We start from the raw sequence: 19190 nt of genomic DNA, 5'->3' as shown, positions 1-19190 counted from the left end.
GCGTTCATACGGCGTCAGAAAGCGGCGCTGCCGGATGAGTTGCCGTACCTTATCCCGTGGTACGCGCCACGGGCGCCTACGACAGTCCTGGAAGCCCGGGGAAGCTGCATGTCCATGCCAGGGGATAAGCGCACTCAGGCGGCCCGGTCGAGCGGATGCAGCTCGACCGAGGTGCGGTTGCGGCCGGCCGCCTTGGCGGCGTACAGGGTGCGGTCGGCGCGTTCGATCAGGTCGTCGATTTCTTCGCCGGGCACGTAGCGCGTGAGTCCGCTCGAGAACGCCAGGCGCAGGTGCGGCGCCATCCTGCTCGCCTCGGTCACGGCCAGCGCGCCGCGCAGGCGTTCGATGCCGATGTTCGGATCGCCAGGGGGCGACTCGGGCAGGATCACGAGGAATTCTTCCCCGCCCCAGCGGCCGACGATGTCGGTGCTGCGCAGGTGGAGCTGGGCCTGCCGGGCGAAGCAGACCAGGGCGTCGTCGCCGGCCCGGTGGCCGAAGCTGTCGTTGACGTTCTTGAAGTGGTCCATGTCGATCAGGGCGACCATGAAGTGCGGCCCGCCGCGGCACTGCCGCGTCACGTGTTCCGCCAGCAGGGTCAGCATGTGGCGCCTGTTGGGCAGGCCGGTCAGTTCGTCATGGGTTGCCGCCTTGCGGATCTGGTCGAGTGCCGATGCGAGTTCCGCTTTCTGCGCCTTCAGGCGCTCGCGCATGTGGCGCAGCTGGATCGACAGCGAGGAAATCGAGGGCAGGGTGGCCAGCGCCAGGACGAAGAAAATCAGTTGCAGCCTGGCGGGGTAGGTCAGGGGATCGCGGTGGTTGCTCCAGATCATGGCGATCCCGATGGCGGCCAGGCTGTACGCCATCAGCTTCCAGACGCTGGCGGTCTTCATCTCGAACATGCCGAAGACCATGACGGTCGCGAGCAGGATCAGGGTGCCGGGATGGACCGGACCGGTGACGGCGTAGGCCATGGCGACCAGGGTCTGGGCGCAGATCCCCTGGAAGAGCGCGAGCGAAGGATTGGAGAAGCGCAAATTGAGTCCGCTGCGGAAGATCAGGAAAAAGAGTGCCGGCATGGCGACGCAGACCGGGGCCATCACCGCGGCGCCGCGGGGGTCGAACAGGCCGCTGTCCGCACCGTACACGAGGACGCCGGCGCAGATCAGGTAGACGCAGGCTGTCATCAAGACCACGGTGATGCGGCGGCGCTGCCGGAAGTCGTCCGTGAAGACCAGGCGTTGCAGGCGCTGCGCGTTGGCGCGCCCGGCGCCCGCCCCGGAACCAGTATCCGCTTCGTGCTTATCCATCGATAGTCTCCTGCATAGACGACGGAGGTCAGCTGAATGTTTTCGCTTTACCCGTTCTAAGGTGGACTATACACCTAAAGTAAAGCTAAAAAAGTGCTAAATTGCAACATGCAATGCTTGTATTGCAATATTCGTCAGCGGAACTTCTTCTTGTTCGCCGTATAGGTACGGGTGTAGAAGTCGGACGGCTTCTTCGCGACCCAGTCGATGAAGGCGCGGATGTCGTCGTGCCCGCGCAGCGCGTCCCAGGTGTGATAGGTCTGCAGCAGTTCGCGCTCGGTGAGGGCGGAGTGGATCTTGCGGTGGCAGATCTTATGGATGGGGTACTGCTCCTTGCCCTTGAAGGTTTTCGGGATCAGGTGATGACGGTCGATGTTGGCCGTCCCGAGCACGCGGCCGCACAGCGGGCAGCATGCTTCGGGCGCGGGGGCGTCCTCGATCGGTTCGGCGCGGCGCTTCGGCATGGGGCGAAGATGGCGGCGGCGCCTGCGACTTACAAGGCGCACACTGCTCAGATCCGTCATTTGCGCGTACACGTTTGATAATATAGTAAAATAATTGCTTACCTTTTTGCAAGATAGTCACTTGTCCGTGGGCCTGCTGCAATGATTGACGATCGTCCTGAATGCTCCGTTCTCCTCATCGACGATGAGCCGTTCGCCCAGGACATCATTGCGCACGGACTGCAGGGTTGCGTCGGCCACAACCTGAGCTACGAATCGAGCCCGGCACGAGCAGTCGAGGTGGCGCGCGCGCTGCGGGCCACGGTGGTGCTGGTCGACCTGCGCATGCCGGACCTGGACGGCTTCGCGGTCACCGCGCTGCTGCGCTCCCATCCCGACACCCAGGACATTCCCGTCATCGTCCTGTCTTCCGAAGACGACCCCGACATCAAGGCCAGGGCATTCGCCGTCGGCGCCAACGACTACCTGGTCAAGTGGCCCGACGCGCGCGAACTGGCGGCGCGCGTGCGCTACCACAGCGGCGCCTGCGTGGCGCGGCGCCAGCGCGACGCCGCGTTCGCGTCGCTGCGCGTCAGCCAGGAACAGCTCGCGGCCAGCCAGTCGGCCCTGCACCAGGCACAGAAGATGGAAGCGATTGGCCAGCTCACCGGGGGCGTCGCGCACGACTTCAACAACGTCCTGCAGATCATCGGCGGTAACCTGCAGCTGCTCAAGCTGGTGGGCAACCTGAACGACAACGCGCGCGCGCGGGTCGAGATGGCGCTGTCCGGTGTCGAGCGCGGCGCCAAGCTGGCCGCGCACCTGCTGGCCTTCGCGCGGCGCCAGCCACTGCAGTCGGTGGTGGTCGATCCCGGCCACCTGCTGCGCGACATGGACGACATGATGCGCCGCGTGCTCGGCCCGAACGCGCGCGTCGTCACCGAGATCGAGCCCGGCCTGGGCAGCACGATGGTTGACCCGAACCAGCTCAACAACGTGCTGCTGAACCTGGCCATCAACGCGCGCGACGCCATGGCCGGCAACGGCACTCTCACCATCCGCGCCCGCAACGCCAGGGTCGGCGCCGGCCCGGACGAAGAACCGCTGCCCGAAGTCCCGCAGGGGAATTTCGTCATGATCGAGGTGACGGACACCGGCAAGGGCATGCCGAACGAGGTCCTGCAACGCGCCTTCGAACCCTTCTTCACGACCAAGCCGACCGGGCAGGGCACCGGCCTGGGCCTGTCGATGGCCTATGGTTTCGTGAAGCAGTCGGGCGGCGAGATCGTGCTGCGCAGCGAGCCGGGGCAGGGCACCAGCGTGCGCATCTACCTGCCGCGCAGCGACGCTGCCCCGACCGCGGTCGAGCCGGTACACAACGGTCCGTTGGCCGGCGGGCTGGAGACCATCCTGGTGGTGGAAGACGAGGCGGACGTGCGCGACGCCACCTGCGGCATCCTGTCGGCGCTGGGCTACGAGGTGCTGGAAGCGGCCGACGCGGAAAGCGCGCTGAAGATCATCGACAGCGGCCGCCACATCGACCTGGTGTTCTCAGACGTGATCATGCCCGGGCCGGTGAGCAGCCTGCAGCTCGGCGAGATGGCGCGCCGCCGCCTTCCCTTTGTGCAGGTGCTGTACACCTCGGGCTATGCCGAAGGCGTGCTGTCGCACGAGGGCAGGCTTGACGCGTCGGTACACCTGCTGCAGAAGCCCTACCATCCGGATGCGCTCAGTTCGCGCATCCGTCACCTGCTGCGCCGCGCAGGGCGCGAGCAGAAAGTCGAAGGGCAGAATGGTGTGGCGGTGGCCGCCACGACAGCGCAAGGGCGCGGCCGCCCGGATCACTTGGGCTTGACGTAACGGCGCGAGCCCGGCGGCGGTTCGTTCAGGACCGCCCAGAAGACGCCCAGGTCGGCGATGGCGCGCACGAATTCCGTGAAGTCCACCGGCTTGACCACGTAGGCGTTCACGCCCAGTTCGTAGCTGCGCACCACGTCCTGCTCTTCCTTCGACGAGGTCAGCATCACCACCGGGATGCTCTTCAATGCATCGGTCTCGCGGATCTCCTTCAGCACTTCCAGCCCGTCCACCTTGGGCAGCTTCAGGTCGAGCAGGATGACGGCCGGGTTGCCGACGGTGCGCTCCTGGAATTCGCCGCGGCGGTGCAGGTAGTCGAGCGCCTCGGCGCCGTCGCGCACCACGACGACTTCGTTCGCCAGCTGGCTTTTTGCCAGTGCGATCAGGGTCAGTTCGAGGTCGTTCGGGTTGTCTTCGACGAGGAGGATAGGCTTGAGCATCGTTGGCCTTAATTGGATGGGTATTTCGGGAGACTGAACGAGAAGGTCGCGCCTTCTCCTTGTACTGAGGTGGCCCAGACGCGGCCGTCGTGGCGCTCGACGATGCGGCGCACGTTGGCCAGACCGATGCCGGTGCCCTGGAAGTCTTCCATGCGGTGCAGGCGCTGGAACACGCCGAACAGCTTGTGCACGTATTCCATGTTGAAGCCGGCGCCGTTGTCCGCGATGTGGAAGACCGTGAACTCGCCGTCTTCTTCGGACGTGATTGTGATGACCGCCGGGTCGCGCCCGCCGGTGAACTTCACGGCGTTCGACAGCAGGTTGAGCACGGCCAGGTGCAGGAAGGTCGGGTCGGCGCACACGGCGGGCAGTGCTTCGATGTGCCAGTCGACGTTCCGGCCCTGCATTTCCATGCCCAGCTTGTCGATGCAGGCCGATACCAGGTCGTTCATGTCCACCTTGGTCGGGCGCAGCGCGGCGCGGCCCATCTGCGAGAACGACAGCAGGTCGTCGACCAGCTTGCCGGCCAGGCGGGCCGATTCCTTGATGTTCTTCAGGAAGCGCTGGCGCCGCTCGGGGTCTTCCGCGCCTGCCGATTCGATCAGGAGGTCGGAGAAGCCCACGATGTGACGCAGCGGCGCGCGCAGGTCGTGCGAGACCGAATACGAGAACGCCTCCAGCTCCTTGTTGGCGCGCCCCAGTTCCTCGGCCAGTTCGGCCATCTGCTCGGCGCGTTCCAGCGCGATGCCCAGCAGGGCCGTGCGGAATTCGACCGTCAGTTCGATCTCGGCCACGTGCCATGGCAGGCTGCGGCCGTGGATGGTCTCGCGCCATGACTGGAAGCTCAGGCGCGGGGTCAGCTGGGTGGGATCGGCAGGCGACACCTGCTTGCCGTGCGGGTTACCGGCCCACTCGATGGTCTGCACCACCTCCGGGCGGAACCACAGCAGGTAGTGCTGGTGGATGCGCGAGATCGGCAGCGCCAGCAGGCCGCTGGCGTTGCGCACCATGTCACGGCCATCCGGGTAGGCGTCCTTCAGGTGGTCGGTGTGGAATACCTCGGTGTAGCCGTGCAGCGACAGCCAATCGGCCAGGCTCCGGATCTGCGCTTCGTCCGGCGTGTCGCCATAGGCGAGCACGCGGTCCTCCATCACGATGGCGACCCCGCCCGCGCGCCCGAAGCGCAGCAGTTCGGGAAACACGCCGCTCATGTTCTCGAGGAAGTCTGCTCCATTGGTCAGGCGGCCCAGCATCTCCACCATGATGCGGCGCACGTCGAGGCGGAACTGCAGTTCGCTGGCATCCTCGCGCGATTCGATGCACAGCGCCAGGATCTGGCCCAGCTGCTCGCAGGCGGTGCGCTTTTCGACCGGCACCGGGCAGGGGCCGGCGTTGTGGCAGGAAATCAGGCCCCACAGCCTGCCCTTGACGATGAGCGACACCGACATCGAGGCCAGCGTGCCCATGTTGCGCATGTATTGCAGGTGCACCGGCGAGACGCTGCGCAGGGCCGCGAAGGACAGGTCGTTGCGCGCGCCCGTCGCCGGATTCAGCTCCGGCACCAGCGCGGCCGGCTCGTAGTTCGCATCCTGGATCACGCGGATCGGCGACAGCGTATACAGCGCGCGCGCCTGGGCCGGGATGTCGCTGGCCGGGAAGTGCTGGCCGAGGTAGGAATCGTAGCCGTCGGCGAGGGATTCCGCCACCACGTGGCCGTGGCCGTCCGGGTCGAACTGGTAGATCATCACGCGGCCGTAGCCGGTGACGGCGCGCACATGCTGCGCCGCCAGTTCGGACAGCGCGGTGATCGACAGCGACTGGTTGACCTTGAGAAGAAAATCGCCGATCAGCGGATACAGGTGGCGGAAGTCGGCTGCGCCGGCCCGGTCCACGTTCTCGAGTTCGAGGATCAGCAGGCCGTCCCAGGCATGGACCAGCACGTCGAAGCGGGCGCCGTTGGCCACCGTGACGGTGCCGATGTAGGTCGGACGCGACGCCACTGGACCCGCCCCGATGTCGGCCGCGATGCGCGCGGCTGCGTCGCTGCCCAGCACCTGCGCCAGCGGCCGGCCTGCCGCCTCGTTGGCGGCCATGCCGGTCCAGGTTTCGAGGTTGGCGCTCGCCTGCTGCACGATGAGTTGCGGCGCCGGCGACAGCGTCAGCATGAATCCGTGCGGCTGGATGCTGCCGGGGGTGCGGATCGGTTCGTCCGCGCAGCGGCTGAGGTCGAGGGTGTCGGTGGGGGCCTGGGTCATGTGCAAACGGGGAGGCTGCAGGGTTTACAGTGGGGTATTGTAACGTCAAATCCGGCAGATCGAATGGCCGTAGCGGAATTTCTAAGCTTGCAGATGTACATACAAGTCAATGCCGTGTCAAGCGCGCGGCCGGTATTGCCGATTGACAGTAATATCGGATTTTTGCTGCACCGAAAACGGAAGCGCCGCCCGGCCATGAATTCGCAACATTCTTCCAAGCCCCCACTCACTGACGAGCAACGGTTCCAGTACCTGATCGCCGGCATCAGCGACTATGCCATCTATATGCTCGACCCGTCCGGCCACATCGCCAGCTGGAACGCGGGCGCGCAGCGCTTCAAGGGTTACCTGCCGCACGAGATCCTGCACGAGCATTTCTCGCGCTTCTACACCCCGGAAGACCGCGAGGCCGGCCTGCCGGCGCGCGCGCTGGCGCATGCCCTCGAGCACGGCAAGTACGAAGCCGAAGGCTGGCGCGTGCGCAAGGACGGCGCCCGCTTCTGGGCCCATGTGGTCATCGACCCGATCTACGACGAGCAACGCAACCTGCTGGGCTATGCGAAGATCACGCGCGACGTCACGGGGCGCAAGCAGGCCGAGGATGCGCTGCGCGAGAGCGAACAGCGCTTCCGCCTGCTGGTGCAGGGCGTCACCGATTATGCGATCTACATGCTGACGCCCGAGGGGGTGGTGTCGAACTGGAACGTCGGGGCCGAGCGTATCAAGGGCTATTCCTACGACGACATCATCGGCAGCCACTTCTCGCGCTTCTATACCGACGAAGACCGCGAAGGCGGCATGCCGGACCGCGCGCTGGGCACCGCCGCGCGCGAGGGGCGCTATGAAGCCGAGGGCTGGCGCGTGCGCAAGGACGGCACCCGCTTCTGGGCCCACGTCATCATCGATGCGATCCACGACGACGAGGGCAAGCTGCTGGGCTTCGCCAAGATCACCCGCGACCTCACCGAGAAAAAGCAGGCCCAGGAGGCGCTCGAGCAGGCGCAGCTGGCCCTGTTCCAGTCGCAGAAGATGGAATCGATCGGCCAGCTCACCGGCGGCGTCGCGCACGACTTCAACAACCTGCTGTCGGTGCTGGCAAGCGGCCTCGAGGTGCTGGAGATGACCCGCGAGAACGGCAGCGACGTCAAGACGCTCGACAGCATGCGGCGCGCCATCGACCGCGGCGCCACGCTCACCCAGCAGCTGCTCGCCTTTGCGCGCCAGCAGCCGCTGCAGCCGGAGACACGCAGCATCAACCGCCTGATCTCGGGTTTCGAGTCGGTGCTGCGGCGCGCCGGCCACAGCGGGATCGAGTTCGCCTTCAACCTCGACCCGCAGGCCGGCAGCGCGGTGGTGGACGCGGCCCGCTTCGAGTCGGCGCTGCTCAACCTGGTGGTGAATGCGCGCGACGCCATGCCCGAGGGCGGCAGCCTGGCGCTGGACACGGCGCAGGTAGCACTGCGCGAAGGCGAGGTGGCCGGACTCGCCGCAGGCGCCTACGTGTGCATTTCGGTAACCGACACCGGCGCCGGCATGGGCCCGGAGACCGTGCAGCGCGCCTTCGAGCCCTTCTACACCACCAAGGAAACCGGCAAGGGCACGGGCCTGGGCCTGTCGCAGGTGTACGGCTTCATCAAGCAGTCCGGCGGCGAGGTGGTCATCCAGAGCGCGCTGGGCGAGGGCAGCTCGATTGCGATCTACCTGCCGTCGGCGGCCACCCAGGAACGCGAAGCGGCGCACGGCGACACCGAGACGGTGCTGATCGTCGAGGACGAGCCGGACCTGCTGGACGTGGCCTCCGCGCTGTTCATGAGCATGGGCTACGACGTCACGACCGCGGCCTGCGGCCAGGAAGCCATCGACGTGCTGGCCAGCCGCGACGTCGACATCCTGTTCACCGACGTCGTCATGCCGAATGGCGTGAACGGCATCGAGCTGGCCGAGTTCACGCGCGAAAACTACCCGAACATCAAGGTCATGCTGGCTTCCGGCTATCCGCAGCCGGCGCTCAGGCTCGACCAGTACCGGCTGGGGGAGTTTACCTTCGTGAGCAAGCCGTACCGGCTGTCGGACCTGGCGCGGGGGCTGCGCAGCGTGCATTGAGGGCGGCGTCGCGGTGACTACAAGCCGAAGATAATGTCGCTGATCCGCTCATACACGGGATTGGCCGACGGCCCCGGATTCGGCCAGTTCAGAATGTCGAAGTGGTCGTACCCCCGGTAGTTCCCCAGGAAGTTCCAGGTTCCCTTTACCGGCCTGCCGTCGAACTCCCGCACCGGATGCCCGCCTGGTGCGCGCATGCTTGCCGTGTTCACCACGCCGTCGTTGGCGAACCACTCGCTGTCGATGCGCACCCGCCCGGCGCCCTGCTGGGTGTAGCCGCCCAGCCCGTTCTGCAGGGCCGAGGGCACGATCCATTCGCCGGCCACGCCCTTGAACGCGGGAATCATGTCGCGCCGCGGGTACTGGTAGTAGGTGGTCTGGACCGGGGCGATCACGCGGTCGGTGCCGTTGCAGCACCAGCTGCCGGCCTCGGTCGCCACCGTGCCCACCGAAAAATACGTGATGTGGGGCGAGGTGCGCGCCCAGGCGTTGAATTCGCGCGCACCGTCCGGCGACAGCTCCCACCTGGCCCAGCGGTGTTTCAGGAGTTCGCCCAGCGGCGTCTGCAGGGCAGGGGTCACGTTCAGCACGGCGTCGGAGAAGGTGGTGCCGTTGTGCGGCGCCGAGATCGTCGTCACGCTGCGCACCCAACCGACCTTGCCGCCCTTGAACAGCTCATGGCCGCCTTCGTCCTCGGGCGAGCCGTGTTCGAGGAGTTCGACCAGCGCGCGGATGGTCGTGCCGCCCTGGCTGTGGCCGATGAAATGCAGCGGATGCTGCGCGTCCCAGGCGGGGTAGAGCGCGAGTGGATAGTTCTCGGGATTGTTCTTCGGGTCCGCGGCCCAGCACTTGCCGGCAGGCTTTTGCTGCTGGCCCGGCAGGCCGGCCTTGCGCACGTGGGCGGCGCCGTAGTCGACGCAGCCGCCCTTGATCTGGGCGTACAGGTCGGCCGCCCGGTCCCAGTTGGAACTGACGGGGCCCACCACCGCCGCGAACACCGTGCGCGGGCCGCGGTAGACCTGCATGTGCGAAGCGATGTCGCCGTAGCCGCCCCAGTAGTTGAAGCCGCTGTGCGCGAAGCTGTCGGGACCGAAGCCGAGGAAGCCGTGGACCAGGATCACGGGGTAATTGTTGCCGTGGCCCGCCAGCGCGGCCGGCACGCAGGTGCACAGCGCGGCCAGCGCAAGCAGGGCGTGGGTGATGCGAAACATGCAATTCTCCGAAATGGCATCAAGGCCATTGTCGGAGTTGCGGGCGGTGCGCGGCTTGCGCTGGGTCGGGAACCTGGCGGGTGACTTGGCAGTAGGGTGGTCGGCTCTGCCGACCGCGCGTTCAGCTGACGGGAGAACCGCCACCTTGCGTCTGTTCGATCGGGATTTGGACGCGCGGTCGGCGAAAGCCGACCACCGTATTAATTCGTGGCCTTGTTCGAGCCGATCGAGGTCGTCGGCGCCGAGTTCGGATCCACTGGCGGCTTCGGCACCGGCGTGACGGACGCCGTGACCGAGGTCTTCTCGGCCTGGTCGATATCGCCGTTCCACACCACGTAATCGTCCACCGAGTACAGGCGGCAGGGTTCGGTGCTCTTGGCGGTGCAGGTGGCCAACGCGCGGCCGTCCGGGTCTTCGCCTTCCTCGGCCCAGGTCCAGGCGCCGCTCGGCGACACGGCGAAAGCGCGCGGGGTCATCTTGGTCAGGTAGTCCTGGTAGGCGCGGCGGCCGTTCTCCGACAGGAAAGGCACGGCTTCGACGTCGTCCACCTGGGCATAGTCCGTGCGCGCCGGGCTCGGCGGCGGCGGCACGTCGTGGATGACCGCGGTCGGCATGCCGATCCCGTCCAGGAAACGCATCGTGTCCTCCAGCCAGTATTTCTCGCCGTCGCGGCTGGCCAGCATGCCGTGCGAATCGCGCTTGAAGGCCGGCAGCACGACCAGGCGCCCGCGGCCGCCGGCGCCTTCGAAGGCGGCGTGCATGCGCTGCGCCAGCTCCGGGCCGAACAGCGAATCGTTCTGGCCATACATCCACAGGGTCGGCAGCCTGGTCTTTGCGCCGTACTCCGTGAAGGCCGACACCAGGGCCGAACGCCAGGCGCAGCGGTCGCTGTCGTCGCGCAGGCCGCCGGCAAAGTTGATCAGGCCGCGCACGCCGGGCTGGTTTTCGGTGCCGAGGGCGATGGTCGCCAGGCCGCCGTAGGACTGGCCGGCGACGACGATGCGCTTGGCGTCCACCCACTTCTGCTGGCGGGCGTAGGCGAGGGTGGAGGCGATGTCCTGCGCCTGGGCATAGCCGTTGGCCGTCATGTCGCAACCGAATTCACGGTAGCGCCCGGTAGAGTTGGCGAAGCCCTGGCGCATCGGCACCATCACGGCGTAGCCTCGCTTCACGAAGGCGGCGGCCATGTGATAGAAGCGGTCGCGCGGCTGCAGGTTCGGGCGGCCCGGATCCTTGCCATGGTTGATGATGATGAGCGGGAAGGGACCCGGACCGTTCGGCTGGAACACGGTGGTCTCGAGCATGGCGCGGCCCTTCGGACCGGCGGGCACCTGCTCGATGTGCTCGTTCATGCGGTGATCGAGTTGCAGCTCTTGCTGAACGGCGATGCCCGGGGTCAATGCGGCTAGCGCGAGGAGGACGGCAAGCAGCTTGCGGAGCGTGAATCGTTGGACCATGTTGACTCTGTTTCGACGACGACCTGATGTAGCAACGGAATAAATTTCCGCTTGGAATAAATTGATTTTAGGTACGTAGAAAAGGCAGATCAATACTCGTTGTGGCAATTCTGGGAGTAAATTTTTGTGGCGTGCCAAAGTGTCTACGCCACTTGCGGCCGTGGGGTGTCCAACGCAGTTTTGCCGAGCAGTTATGATGCGAATGTGATCAGAACGCAGAGACATGGCCAGATGAACAAGTACCTTCCGCGCGAGCGGGTCCCGGCGAAGCCGGCGCCATGAACGGGGCGGAGACGAAGCGGGCGCGTTGCGCAAGCTGCCTGCGCGCCCAGTCGGCCTGTATCTGCCAATGGATCGCACGCGTCGAGCCGCGCGCGGCCCTGCTGGTGCTGCAGCATCCGCTCGAAGTGGCCAATGCGAAGAACAGCGCGCGCCTGCTGCACCTGAGCGTGGCCGGCAGCGTGCTGGCGGTGGGAGAAGCCTTCGGCCCTGCCGAACTCGATGCGCTGCTGCATGCGGAAGACCGCATGCCGGTGCTGCTGTACCCGGACACGCCGGGCGATGCCGGCCTGCCGCCGCCGTCCTTCGTCCCGCGGGCGCCGGAGCGCCTGCGCCTGGTGGTGCTGGACGCCACCTGGCGCAAGAGCCGCAAGATGCTGTACCTGAACCCGATTCTTCAGTGCTTGCCGCGGCTGGCGCTGGTGGACGTGGCGCCGTCGAATTACCGGATTCGCAAGGCCCATGCGCCGCACCAGCTGTCCACGCTGGAAGCGGCCGCGCTGGCGCTGGCGCAACTGGAAGGAAACGGGACCGCCTTCCAGCCCTTGCTCGCCGCCTTCGCCGGCTTTGTGCAGCAACAAGCCGCCTATGTTCCGCCCGGCGCGCACGGCTTGTCATCCGGCTGAGAGAGGCGTACCATACTGTATAAACATACAGTATGGAGCCGACGTGTCCGACCGCCCTCAAGCAAGCCAGCGCCAGCCCGTGGACGAGCAGCCCATGCTCGGCCCGCGTCCGCTCGCGGCAAGAAAAGGGCGGGGCGCGGTGTCGAACCTGCAGGGCCGCTACGAGCTCAATGGCAGGGAGGAATTCGACGACGGCTGGGAAGGCGAGAAGGATGAAGCTGTCGCCGTCAAGACCCTTGTCACCGACGAGTTCGCCAAGACCATCCTGACCCGCAACGCCTCGCCGGACATTCCCTTCAATGTCTCGCTCAACCCTTACCGGGGTTGCGAGCACGGTTGCATCTATTGCTTTGCGCGCCCTACCCACAGCTACCTCGGCCTGTCGCCCGGACTCGATTTCGAGAGCCGGCTGTTCGCCAAGGTGAACGCGGCCGACTTGCTGCGGCGCGAGCTGGCCAAGCCCGGTTACGTGCCCGAGCACATCGCGCTCGGCGTCAACACCGATGCCTATCAACCCTGCGAGCGCGAGCTGCGCCTCACGCGCGGCGTGCTCGAGGTGCTCAGCGAGTGCCGGCATCCCGTCGGGCTCATCACCAAGTCCTCATTGATCGAGCGCGACATCGACCTGATCGCGCCGATGGCGGAACAGGGCCAGGCCTGCGCCGCCATCACCCTGACCACGCTCGATCCGGACATCGCGCGCACGCTGGAGCCGCGTGCGGCGGCGCCGGCACGGCGCCTGCGCACCATCCGTACGCTCACCGAAGCCGGCATTCCGGTGAGCGTGAGCGTAGCGCCCATCATTCCTTTCGTTACCGAACCGGAGATCGAGAAAATCCTGGAAGCGGCGCGCGATGCCGGTGCGGTCGGGGCGCATTACGTGGTGCTGCGCCTGCCGCACGAGGTCAACCCCCTGTTCCAGGAATGGCTGCAGGCGCATTTCCCCGATCGCGCCCAACGGGTGATGAACCGCGTGCACGACCTGCGCGGCGGCAAGGACTACGACAGCGATTTCGGCAAGCGCATGCACGGTGAAGGCGTGTGGGCCGACCTGATCCGCCAGCGCTTCTCGAAAGCCGTCGACCGGCTGGGGATGGGGGAGTTTCGCGGGCGCTTCGGCAGGCTGGACGGCTCGCAGTTCCGCAAGCCGCTGGTGGTGCCGCCAGCGTCGCCGGCGCCTGGCAGGCAGTCGGCGAATCCGGCAAGGGCGTCCGCGGGACAGCTGGACCTGTTCTAGCGCTGGCCTCGCTATGCCGGCGGCTCCAGGCCTGGTCGCCGGCAGACAGACCGTCGGCCGGCAAGCGGAGCGTCCGCCTGTACGCGAAGCGTCGGCCGGGAGGTGAAGTGTCGGCCGGCACTGGACCGTCGCACCGGCGCAGGCCGGCGCCCAGGCCGACCGGAGCCGCCGCTTTACTTCTTCTGGATCTTGTTGTGCACCTCGTTCACCATCATCAGCGCCGCCGAGCCGTAGAGCTTGTGGTACTCGGCCTCCATCAGGCCGCTGATGATGACCGGGTCGGTGGCAACGAGACGTTTGGCTTCCTCGATGTCCGGCGTGGCCATCACGAAGACGCCGCGGCGGCCTTCCTTGCCGTCCAGCGGGCCGGCGAAGACCAGCTTCTTCTCGGCCGCGAGCTTGCCCATGTTGGCGAAGTGTCCTTCGAAGATCTTCGCGCGCTCGGCCTTGTCGTCGATGTTCTTCGGGCCGGTCTTGAGGATCACGAACACGTAGGGACGCATGCCGCGCTCGTCGGCGCCGAGCGACCTGGCCAGCTCGGCATCGTATTGCTGCGCCGGCTCGGGCGCCCTGGTTTGGGCCATGGCGGGCGGCATCGCCAGCAGCAGCGCAGCACCCAGCATCATCAGCATCTTCTTCGGCATCCCCGTCTCCTGGTATGGCGCGTGGCATGGACGCGCGCTTGTCAGTTAGTTAGTTATCCAACCGGTTGCCCGGCGTGTTGTTGTCCTGTGATTCCAGCCGTGTCCCGCCGCATGGGCAGGGCATCACACCCACAAGCGGTAGATCCAGAACGATTCGTCCTCGGTGTAGCGGTCGGCAAACTCGGTCGGCGGAAAGCCGCAGATCTGCCGGGTGACGCGGCTCAGGTGGGCCTGGTCGGAAAAGCCTTCGTCCAGCGCCAGCGTGGCCCAGTCCAGCGCTTCGCCTTTCTCGTGGCGTTCGCGGGCGGCGAAGAACAGGCCTTCGGTACGCACCAGCGACTGCCATTCGCCCAGCGAGCGTCCGCTGAACGACTTGATGCGGCGCTCGACCTGGCGCGTGCTGTGCGTGTTGCGCCATTCATGGGCTTTCCATGCCAGTTGCTGCACCCAGTGCCGGCCCATCTGGCGCAACGAGGGCCGCTCGGACCGACGTCCCTGCACGGCGCGCCAGCGCCGGCCGAGCTCGTCTTCCAGCAGGCGCAGGGCGGCCGCATCGTCGGGCGCGGCCAGCAGGGCATCGAGGAAGGGGCGCCAGTCGGGGCCGAGCACCGTATGGGCCGGCAGAAAGCGGTCTTGCAGGCTTGCCAGCTCGACCCCGAACAGGGCGGGCACGGCCTCCGGCAGGAAGCAGGCCATGTAGCCGCGGCCGCCCGTGGGCGACCAGGTGGTCATCGGGTGCGAATGGCTGCCCGAGATCATCACCCGCGATGCGAACGGTTCCCAGCCCCGGACATCGTCGACCAGCCCCGAGTCGAGGCCGTCGAACCACGACAGCGTCACGATCGGTGACGCGGGAAAGTGCGACAGCCGCTGGGCGTCGTCCAGGCCGCAGTGCGCGATGTCGCGGCTGACCAGCGCCAGCATCGCGCCCTGCAGCGCGGGCGGCGCCAGGTGGAGGCGGTCGCGCGGCATCTTGCCCGGCGTGCATGCGCGCGGGGCGCGCGCCAGGCGGTCGGGGCAGGGAAGGAGACGGTCGTGACTGTCGGGGGCCATGAGCCAGCAGTATAGGCATGGTCTGCGCGCATGTCGATGTCGTTTGCGTTCAAGACGCCGGCCGGAAAGCGGCGAAGAATGGCAGGCATGAACACGACCACTCCTCCCCGATGCCCTTTCCATGCGGATGGCATGCCGTCCGCCCAGCCTACCGCTACCGATGCCGCTGCCGCTGCCGCTGCCGCGCACCCGCCCGGCGCATGGCCCCCTGGACCGCCGTCCGGCCTCACCGGCTGGGGGCTGCTGGCGCGTATGGCGCACGACTTGCCGGGCGCCGTCGCCGGCTGGCGCGCGGCCTATGGCGACCTGGTGCACCTGCGCATGTGGCCCGAGCACCAGCTTGTCGTGACCGATCCGCAGCTGGTGCGCGAGCTGCTGGTCAGCCACCAGGACGCCCTGGTCCGCTGGGAACGCGCAGTCGACATCTTCGCCTACCTGCAGGGCGACAGTGTGCTGGTGACGGAAGGGCCGCGCTGGAGCGCCAAGCGCCAGGCGCTGCAGCCGGCCTTCGCGCCGAAGTCGGTCAAGGACTTCGTGCCGACCATCGCGGCGGCGGCAGGGAGCGCGATGGAGGGCTGGCAGCCGGGGCCGGCGATGCCGATCGAAAGCGAGCTGACCTCGCTGGCGATGGACGTGATCCAGCGCATGATGTTTTCAAACGCGATCGGCGGCGAGGCGCGCAGCACCGAAGCGGCCGTCCACGCCGCGATGGTGGCGGCCAATGCCGAGATGTTCTGGCCGGCCAGCGCGCCCGACTGGCTGCCGTGGAAGCGCCGCAAGCGCCAGGTGCGCGCCATGCTCACCGGCCTCATTGAACGCCAGGTGGGGGCGCGCCTGGCCATGGCGCAGGCCGACTGGCCGCAGGACATGCTGAGCCGCCTGCTGGAACTGCACCGGCAGGACGGGGCAGGCTGGCCCCTGTCGGCGGTGCGCGACGAATGCATGACGGCCTTCCTGGCCGGTCATGAAACCACTGCTGCCACGCTGAGCTGGTGGGCCTGGTGCATGGCCGCCAATCCTGCCGCGCAGGAGGCGGCGCGGCACGAGGTCGACACGGTGCTGCAGGGGCGCGCCCCGGGCGGCGAGGCGCTGCCGCGGCTGGGCTACCTGGCGCAGACCCTGAACGAGACCATGCGCCTGTACCCGGCCGCGCCGATCCTCATGAGCCGGCGCGCCACGCGCGAATTCGTGCTGGGCGGCTGGACGATCCCGAAGCGCACCATGTTCATGGTGCCGGTGTTCCTGATGCACCACGACGCACGCTGGTTCCCGGAGCCGCAGGCCTTCCGGCCGGAGCGCTTCGCGCCTGAGGCGCCGGCTATTCCGCGCGGCGCCTTCATGCCCTTCGGGACCGGGCCGCGCGTGTGCCTGGGGCAGCACCTGGCGCTGGCGGAGATGACGGTGGTGGCGGCCATGCTGCTGCAGCGCTTCGACTTGTCGGCGCCCGCGGGACAGGCGGCGCCGGAAGCCGCGATGCACATCTCGATGCGGCCGAAGGCGCCGCTGACGCTCGCCGTCGCGCGCCGCTCATGCTAGGGCCAGGGCCAGGGCCAGGGCCGGCGCCGTTCGCGCTCAGAGGAGGCCGGGCTGCGTGAAGTCGGCCAGGTGGCGCGCGATCGCTTCGACGTGCTCGTCGTGCCTGCCCAGTGCGCGCAGGGCGCGCGCCAGCTCCAGCAGGTACTCGCTGTTCGGCCCGCTCGGACCGCGCGCCGTGGCGATCTGGCGTGCGATGTCGCGCTCGCCGGCCGGGCCGAGGTAGGCCGCATTGCCGGTGGTGGCGATATACACGATGCCTTCATGGACGCTGCCGTCGTCGAAGGTCATGTCGGTGGCCAGGCGCAGGTAGCCGTTCTTCTCGCGGTGGTCGAGGTGGGCGAACTCCTCCGGCGTGACCAGGTAGGCCATGCCATGACAGGTGGCGCCGGCATCCTCGACCAGGGTCACGACGCGCCCCGGTGCGCTCTCGGTGCCGCGGTGGTCATGCGAGCCCTGCCAGAAGCGGCGGCTCCAGCCGCGGATGGAGGCGGGACGGCGTTCGATGAAAGGGAAATCGGCCTTGAAGATCAGGGAACCGTAGCCGAACAGCCAGACGCTGTCGTGGCGGTCGAAACGGTCCATGAGACGGTTGGTCTCGATGGTATTGAGGGACATCGTTCATGCTCGTGTTTTTTGGCAGGCGCCATATTGTAGCGCGCAGCCGGCGGACGGGATGCTAGCGCTTCGGCGGCCGGGCACTGCCGCGCGGCGGTACCGCTTCCAGCAATTCGACCAATGCATCCAGATCCGCAGGCTTGACCAGGTAGTGGTCGAATCCTGCGTCCGTGGCCTTGTCCCGGTCTTCCGACATGCCGAAGCCTGTCAGGGCGATCAGGACGGGCTGCGCGGACAGGCGCGCCCGGATCTTCATCGCAAGCTTGTGTCCGCTGCCGTCGGGTAAGCCGATATCCAGGATGCACACATCCGGCGTCAAGCTGCCGATCGCTTCCAGAGCAGCACGGGCAGTATGCGCAAGGACTACTTCATGTCCCATCGTCGACAGGAAGAACTGCAGCATGTCGGCCGCGTCGACATTGTCGTCCACCACGAGCACCGACAGCCTGTTCCGGGTGCTGGGCAGGTCGGAAAGACGGTCGGCGAGGCGCCGGTCCGGTACTGCCGCGTCTGGCGCAAGCCGCGGTATGCAGACAACGAAACGGCTGCCGTGGCCAAGGCCTTCGCTGTGGCAGCTGACCGTACCTCCGTGCATGCTAACGAGGCTGCGCACCAGCGCCAGGCCGATCCCCAGGCCTCCCTCGGCCCGGTCGGAGGTGCGCTGCACCTGCTCGAACAGTTCGAACACGGCCTGCTGCGCGCCTGGTGCGATACCGATGCCATTGTCGTTGACGACGATGCACACCTGGTCGTCCGCGATGGACAACTCGATATGGATGTTCCCGCCGGGCTGGGTGTATTTCGCGGCGTTGTTGAGAAGGTTGGCCATGACCTGTATCAGCCGCTTTTCGTCGCCCGAGACGTAGGCGGTGGCCGGGGCGAGCGTCACGGCCAGTGTGTGTCCACGACTCTCGATCAGCGGGCGCACCTGCTCGATTGCATTGCCGATCACGATCTTCATGTCGAGCGAGGCCATGCGCAAGGTGATCTCGCCGCGTGACACGCGGGACACATCGAGCAGGTCGTCGACCAGTGCGCTCATGTGCTTGACCTGGCGTATGATGACCTGGCTCGCCCGGTTCGCAGCGACGGCATCGAGCCTGCCCAGGGCCAGCAGTTCGGCGGCGGCGCTCACCGGCGCAAGGGGGTTGCGCAGCTCATGCGCCAGCATCGCCAGGAACTCATCCTTGCGCCGGTCTGCATCGCGCAATGCCGATTCCATGCGCTGCCGTTCGCTCACGTCGTGGAACACGATCACCGTGCCGCACTGTCCTCCATCCTCGCAGGGGATTGTCGATCGCCGCATGTCGATCACATGCCGGCTACCGTCGCGTGCATGGAGAACCGATGTCCTGCGCGGGGACATGCCGCCGGCGTCGTCAGCCATGAGGGCCGCGTCGTCGACTTCGGCAGCGTCCGGCGAGGCGATGGCGAACACCTGCCCGATGTCGAGCCCTTTCGCCGCTTCTTCGGGCCAGCCAGTCAGCATGCGCGCCTGGTCGTTCATGGTCTCGACCAGCCCGGTGCTGTCGACCGAGATGACCCCGTCCGCGATGGCGCGGAGCGTCAACTCGGCGCGCGCCTTCTCGGCGGCCAGCCTGTCCTGCAACTCCTTCAGGTTGGTCAGGTCGCGCGTGAGCTTGCAGTAGCCCTCGAGCTCGCCGCTGCCGTTCCGGATCGCGATGATCTCGACCAGGGCCCAGAACAGCGAGCCGTCCTTGCGCTGCCGCCATGCGGACTCCTGGAAGGTATCGTTATTCGCAGCATCCTCCATGTTATGTTCAGGATGGTTCCGGCGCCGGTCTTCTTCGGTGTACAGGATGCTCAGGTGCTGGCCAATCGCCTCACTCGCGAGATAGCCTTTCATGGCCTCTGCCGCCGGGTTCCAGGTGCGGATCACCCCAGCGGGGTCGAGCAGGAAAATCGCGTAGTCGGAGACTTTCTCGACCATGCGGGCAAAGCTGCGCGCGACGAACGAATCGGACATCGGACCCTCGGCAAGATTCTGATGTGGATACCGGCAGCTGTGCCGGCGCTGTGCCTCGACTATACGTCGCTTGCAGCGCCCTCGACGGACGATTGAATCCGGGATAGCCCCGCATTCGCCCGCCGGGACAGCGATACACG

15 protein-coding genes are annotated in these 19190 nt (G+C 66.9%); 5 read left to right on the top strand and 10 right to left on the bottom strand.

What is annotated here, in order from left to right:
• Positions 1-134: 134 nt before the first annotated feature.
• Together AC56KL_RS02890 and AC56KL_RS02885 are read right to left on the bottom strand one after the other, a co-directional pair.
• Positions 135-1307: a GGDEF domain-containing protein gene (locus AC56KL_RS02890; RefSeq protein WP_497178632.1), complete on the bottom strand. Its 1173-nt coding sequence runs from the start codon at positions 1305-1307 to the stop codon at positions 135-137.
• 134 nt (positions 1308-1441) lie between these two features.
• On the bottom strand, positions 1442-1771 hold the full coding sequence (locus AC56KL_RS02885; RefSeq protein WP_497178631.1) for a hypothetical protein: 330 nt from the start codon (positions 1769-1771) through the stop codon (positions 1442-1444).
• 141 nt (positions 1772-1912) lie between these two features.
• Here AC56KL_RS02885 and AC56KL_RS02880 point away from each other — a divergent pair, with 141 nt between their 5' ends.
• Positions 1913-3610 (top strand): response regulator, encoded by a 1698-nt coding sequence (locus AC56KL_RS02880; RefSeq protein ID WP_497178630.1) that lies wholly within the window; start codon positions 1913-1915, stop codon positions 3608-3610.
• Here the strand turns inward: AC56KL_RS02880 and AC56KL_RS02875 are convergent.
• Both AC56KL_RS02875 and AC56KL_RS02870 read right to left on the bottom strand, forming a co-directional pair.
• Positions 3592-4047, bottom strand: a complete 456-nt coding sequence (locus AC56KL_RS02875) for a response regulator (RefSeq protein WP_497178629.1) — start codon at positions 4045-4047, stop codon at positions 3592-3594. The two genes, AC56KL_RS02880 and AC56KL_RS02875, sit on opposite strands and share 19 nt — an antisense overlap.
• Positions 4048-4055: 8 nt before the next feature.
• Positions 4056-6302, bottom strand: coding sequence for an ATP-binding protein (locus AC56KL_RS02870; RefSeq protein ID WP_497178628.1), 2247 nt, complete (start codon positions 6300-6302; stop codon positions 4056-4058).
• A 195-nt stretch (positions 6303-6497) separates the two neighbouring features.
• Between AC56KL_RS02870 and AC56KL_RS02865 the strand changes: the two genes are divergently transcribed.
• Positions 6498-8405, top strand: coding sequence for a hybrid sensor histidine kinase/response regulator (locus AC56KL_RS02865; protein WP_497178627.1), 1908 nt, complete (start codon positions 6498-6500; stop codon positions 8403-8405).
• Between the two features lie 17 nt (positions 8406-8422).
• Here AC56KL_RS02865 and AC56KL_RS02860 read toward each other — a convergent pair whose 3' ends face one another.
• Together AC56KL_RS02860 and AC56KL_RS02855 are read right to left on the bottom strand one after the other, a co-directional pair.
• Positions 8423-9616 (bottom strand): esterase/lipase family protein, encoded by a 1194-nt coding sequence (locus AC56KL_RS02860; protein ID WP_497178626.1) that lies wholly within the window; start codon positions 9614-9616, stop codon positions 8423-8425.
• Between the two features lie 200 nt (positions 9617-9816).
• Entirely contained in the window at positions 9817-11073 is a 1257-nt protein-coding gene (locus AC56KL_RS02855; RefSeq protein ID WP_497178625.1) for a dienelactone hydrolase family protein, read from the bottom strand.
• Positions 11074-11351: 278 nt separating this feature from the next.
• Here AC56KL_RS02855 and AC56KL_RS02850 point away from each other — a divergent pair, with 278 nt between their 5' ends.
• Both AC56KL_RS02850 and AC56KL_RS02845 read left to right on the top strand, forming a co-directional pair.
• Positions 11352-11978 carry a tRNA-uridine aminocarboxypropyltransferase gene (locus tag AC56KL_RS02850; protein WP_497178624.1) on the top strand — a complete coding sequence of 209 codons (627 nt, stop codon included), beginning with the start codon at positions 11352-11354 and terminating at the stop codon, positions 11976-11978.
• Positions 11979-12072: 94 nt separating this feature from the next.
• Positions 12073-13215 carry a PA0069 family radical SAM protein gene (locus AC56KL_RS02845; RefSeq protein ID WP_497178948.1) on the top strand — a complete coding sequence of 381 codons (1143 nt, stop codon included), beginning with the start codon at positions 12073-12075 and terminating at the stop codon, positions 13213-13215.
• Between the two features lie 173 nt (positions 13216-13388).
• Here AC56KL_RS02845 and AC56KL_RS02840 read toward each other — a convergent pair whose 3' ends face one another.
• Positions 13389-13859, bottom strand: a complete 471-nt coding sequence (locus AC56KL_RS02840; protein WP_497178623.1) for a YciI family protein — start codon at positions 13857-13859, stop codon at positions 13389-13391.
• Between the two features lie 123 nt (positions 13860-13982).
• On the bottom strand, positions 13983-14912 hold the full coding sequence (locus tag AC56KL_RS02835) for a helix-turn-helix domain-containing protein (RefSeq protein ID WP_497178622.1): 930 nt from the start codon (positions 14910-14912) through the stop codon (positions 13983-13985).
• A gap of 87 nt (positions 14913-14999) precedes the next feature.
• Between AC56KL_RS02835 and AC56KL_RS02830 the strand changes: the two genes are divergently transcribed.
• On the top strand, positions 15000-16448 hold the full coding sequence (locus AC56KL_RS02830) for a cytochrome P450 (RefSeq protein ID WP_497178621.1): 1449 nt from the start codon (positions 15000-15002) through the stop codon (positions 16446-16448).
• Between the two features lie 36 nt (positions 16449-16484).
• Here the strand turns inward: AC56KL_RS02830 and AC56KL_RS02825 are convergent, their stop codons facing one another.
• The gene (locus AC56KL_RS02825) at positions 16485-17063 is read right to left on the bottom strand and encodes a gamma-glutamylcyclotransferase (protein ID WP_497178620.1); all 579 of its coding nucleotides are present in this window, start codon (positions 17061-17063) and stop codon (positions 16485-16487) included.
• Positions 17064-17124: 61 nt separating this feature from the next.
• The gene (locus AC56KL_RS02820; RefSeq protein ID WP_497178619.1) at positions 17125-19050 is read right to left on the bottom strand and encodes a PAS domain-containing hybrid sensor histidine kinase/response regulator; all 1926 of its coding nucleotides are present in this window, start codon (positions 19048-19050) and stop codon (positions 17125-17127) included.
• Positions 19051-19190: the final 140 nt, after the last annotated feature.

Source organism: Telluria sp. ZB4P34 (assembly GCF_059686055.1).
This window is presented reverse-complemented; position numbering and strand designations above follow the sequence as displayed.

Excerpts from the sequence above, each read along its gene's own strand:
- AC56KL_RS02890 (WP_497178632.1), bottom strand. The coding sequence starts at position 1,307 with ATGGATAAGCACGAAGCGGATACTGGTTCCGGGGCGGGCGCCGGGCGC.
- AC56KL_RS02885 (WP_497178631.1), bottom strand. The coding sequence starts at position 1,771 with ATGCCGAAGCGCCGCGCCGAACCGATCGAGGACGCCCCCGCGCCCGAA.
- AC56KL_RS02880 (WP_497178630.1), top strand. The coding sequence starts at position 1,913 with ATGATTGACGATCGTCCTGAATGCTCCGTTCTCCTCATCGACGATGAG.
- AC56KL_RS02875 (WP_497178629.1), bottom strand. The coding sequence starts at position 4,047 with ATGCTCAAGCCTATCCTCCTCGTCGAAGACAACCCGAACGACCTCGAA.
- AC56KL_RS02870 (WP_497178628.1), bottom strand. The coding sequence starts at position 6,302 with ATGACCCAGGCCCCCACCGACACCCTCGACCTCAGCCGCTGCGCGGAC.
- AC56KL_RS02865 (WP_497178627.1), top strand. The coding sequence starts at position 6,498 with ATGAATTCGCAACATTCTTCCAAGCCCCCACTCACTGACGAGCAACGG.
- AC56KL_RS02860 (WP_497178626.1), bottom strand. The coding sequence starts at position 9,616 with ATGTTTCGCATCACCCACGCCCTGCTTGCGCTGGCCGCGCTGTGCACC.
- AC56KL_RS02855 (WP_497178625.1), bottom strand. The coding sequence starts at position 11,073 with ATGGTCCAACGATTCACGCTCCGCAAGCTGCTTGCCGTCCTCCTCGCG.
- AC56KL_RS02850 (WP_497178624.1), top strand. The coding sequence starts at position 11,352 with ATGAACGGGGCGGAGACGAAGCGGGCGCGTTGCGCAAGCTGCCTGCGC.
- AC56KL_RS02845 (WP_497178948.1), top strand. The coding sequence starts at position 12,073 with ATGCTCGGCCCGCGTCCGCTCGCGGCAAGAAAAGGGCGGGGCGCGGTG.
- AC56KL_RS02840 (WP_497178623.1), bottom strand. The coding sequence starts at position 13,859 with ATGCCGAAGAAGATGCTGATGATGCTGGGTGCTGCGCTGCTGCTGGCG.
- AC56KL_RS02835 (WP_497178622.1), bottom strand. The coding sequence starts at position 14,912 with ATGGCCCCCGACAGTCACGACCGTCTCCTTCCCTGCCCCGACCGCCTG.
- AC56KL_RS02830 (WP_497178621.1), top strand. The coding sequence starts at position 15,000 with ATGAACACGACCACTCCTCCCCGATGCCCTTTCCATGCGGATGGCATG.
- AC56KL_RS02825 (WP_497178620.1), bottom strand. The coding sequence starts at position 17,063 with ATGTCCCTCAATACCATCGAGACCAACCGTCTCATGGACCGTTTCGAC.
- AC56KL_RS02820 (WP_497178619.1), bottom strand. The coding sequence starts at position 19,050 with ATGTCCGATTCGTTCGTCGCGCGCAGCTTTGCCCGCATGGTCGAGAAA.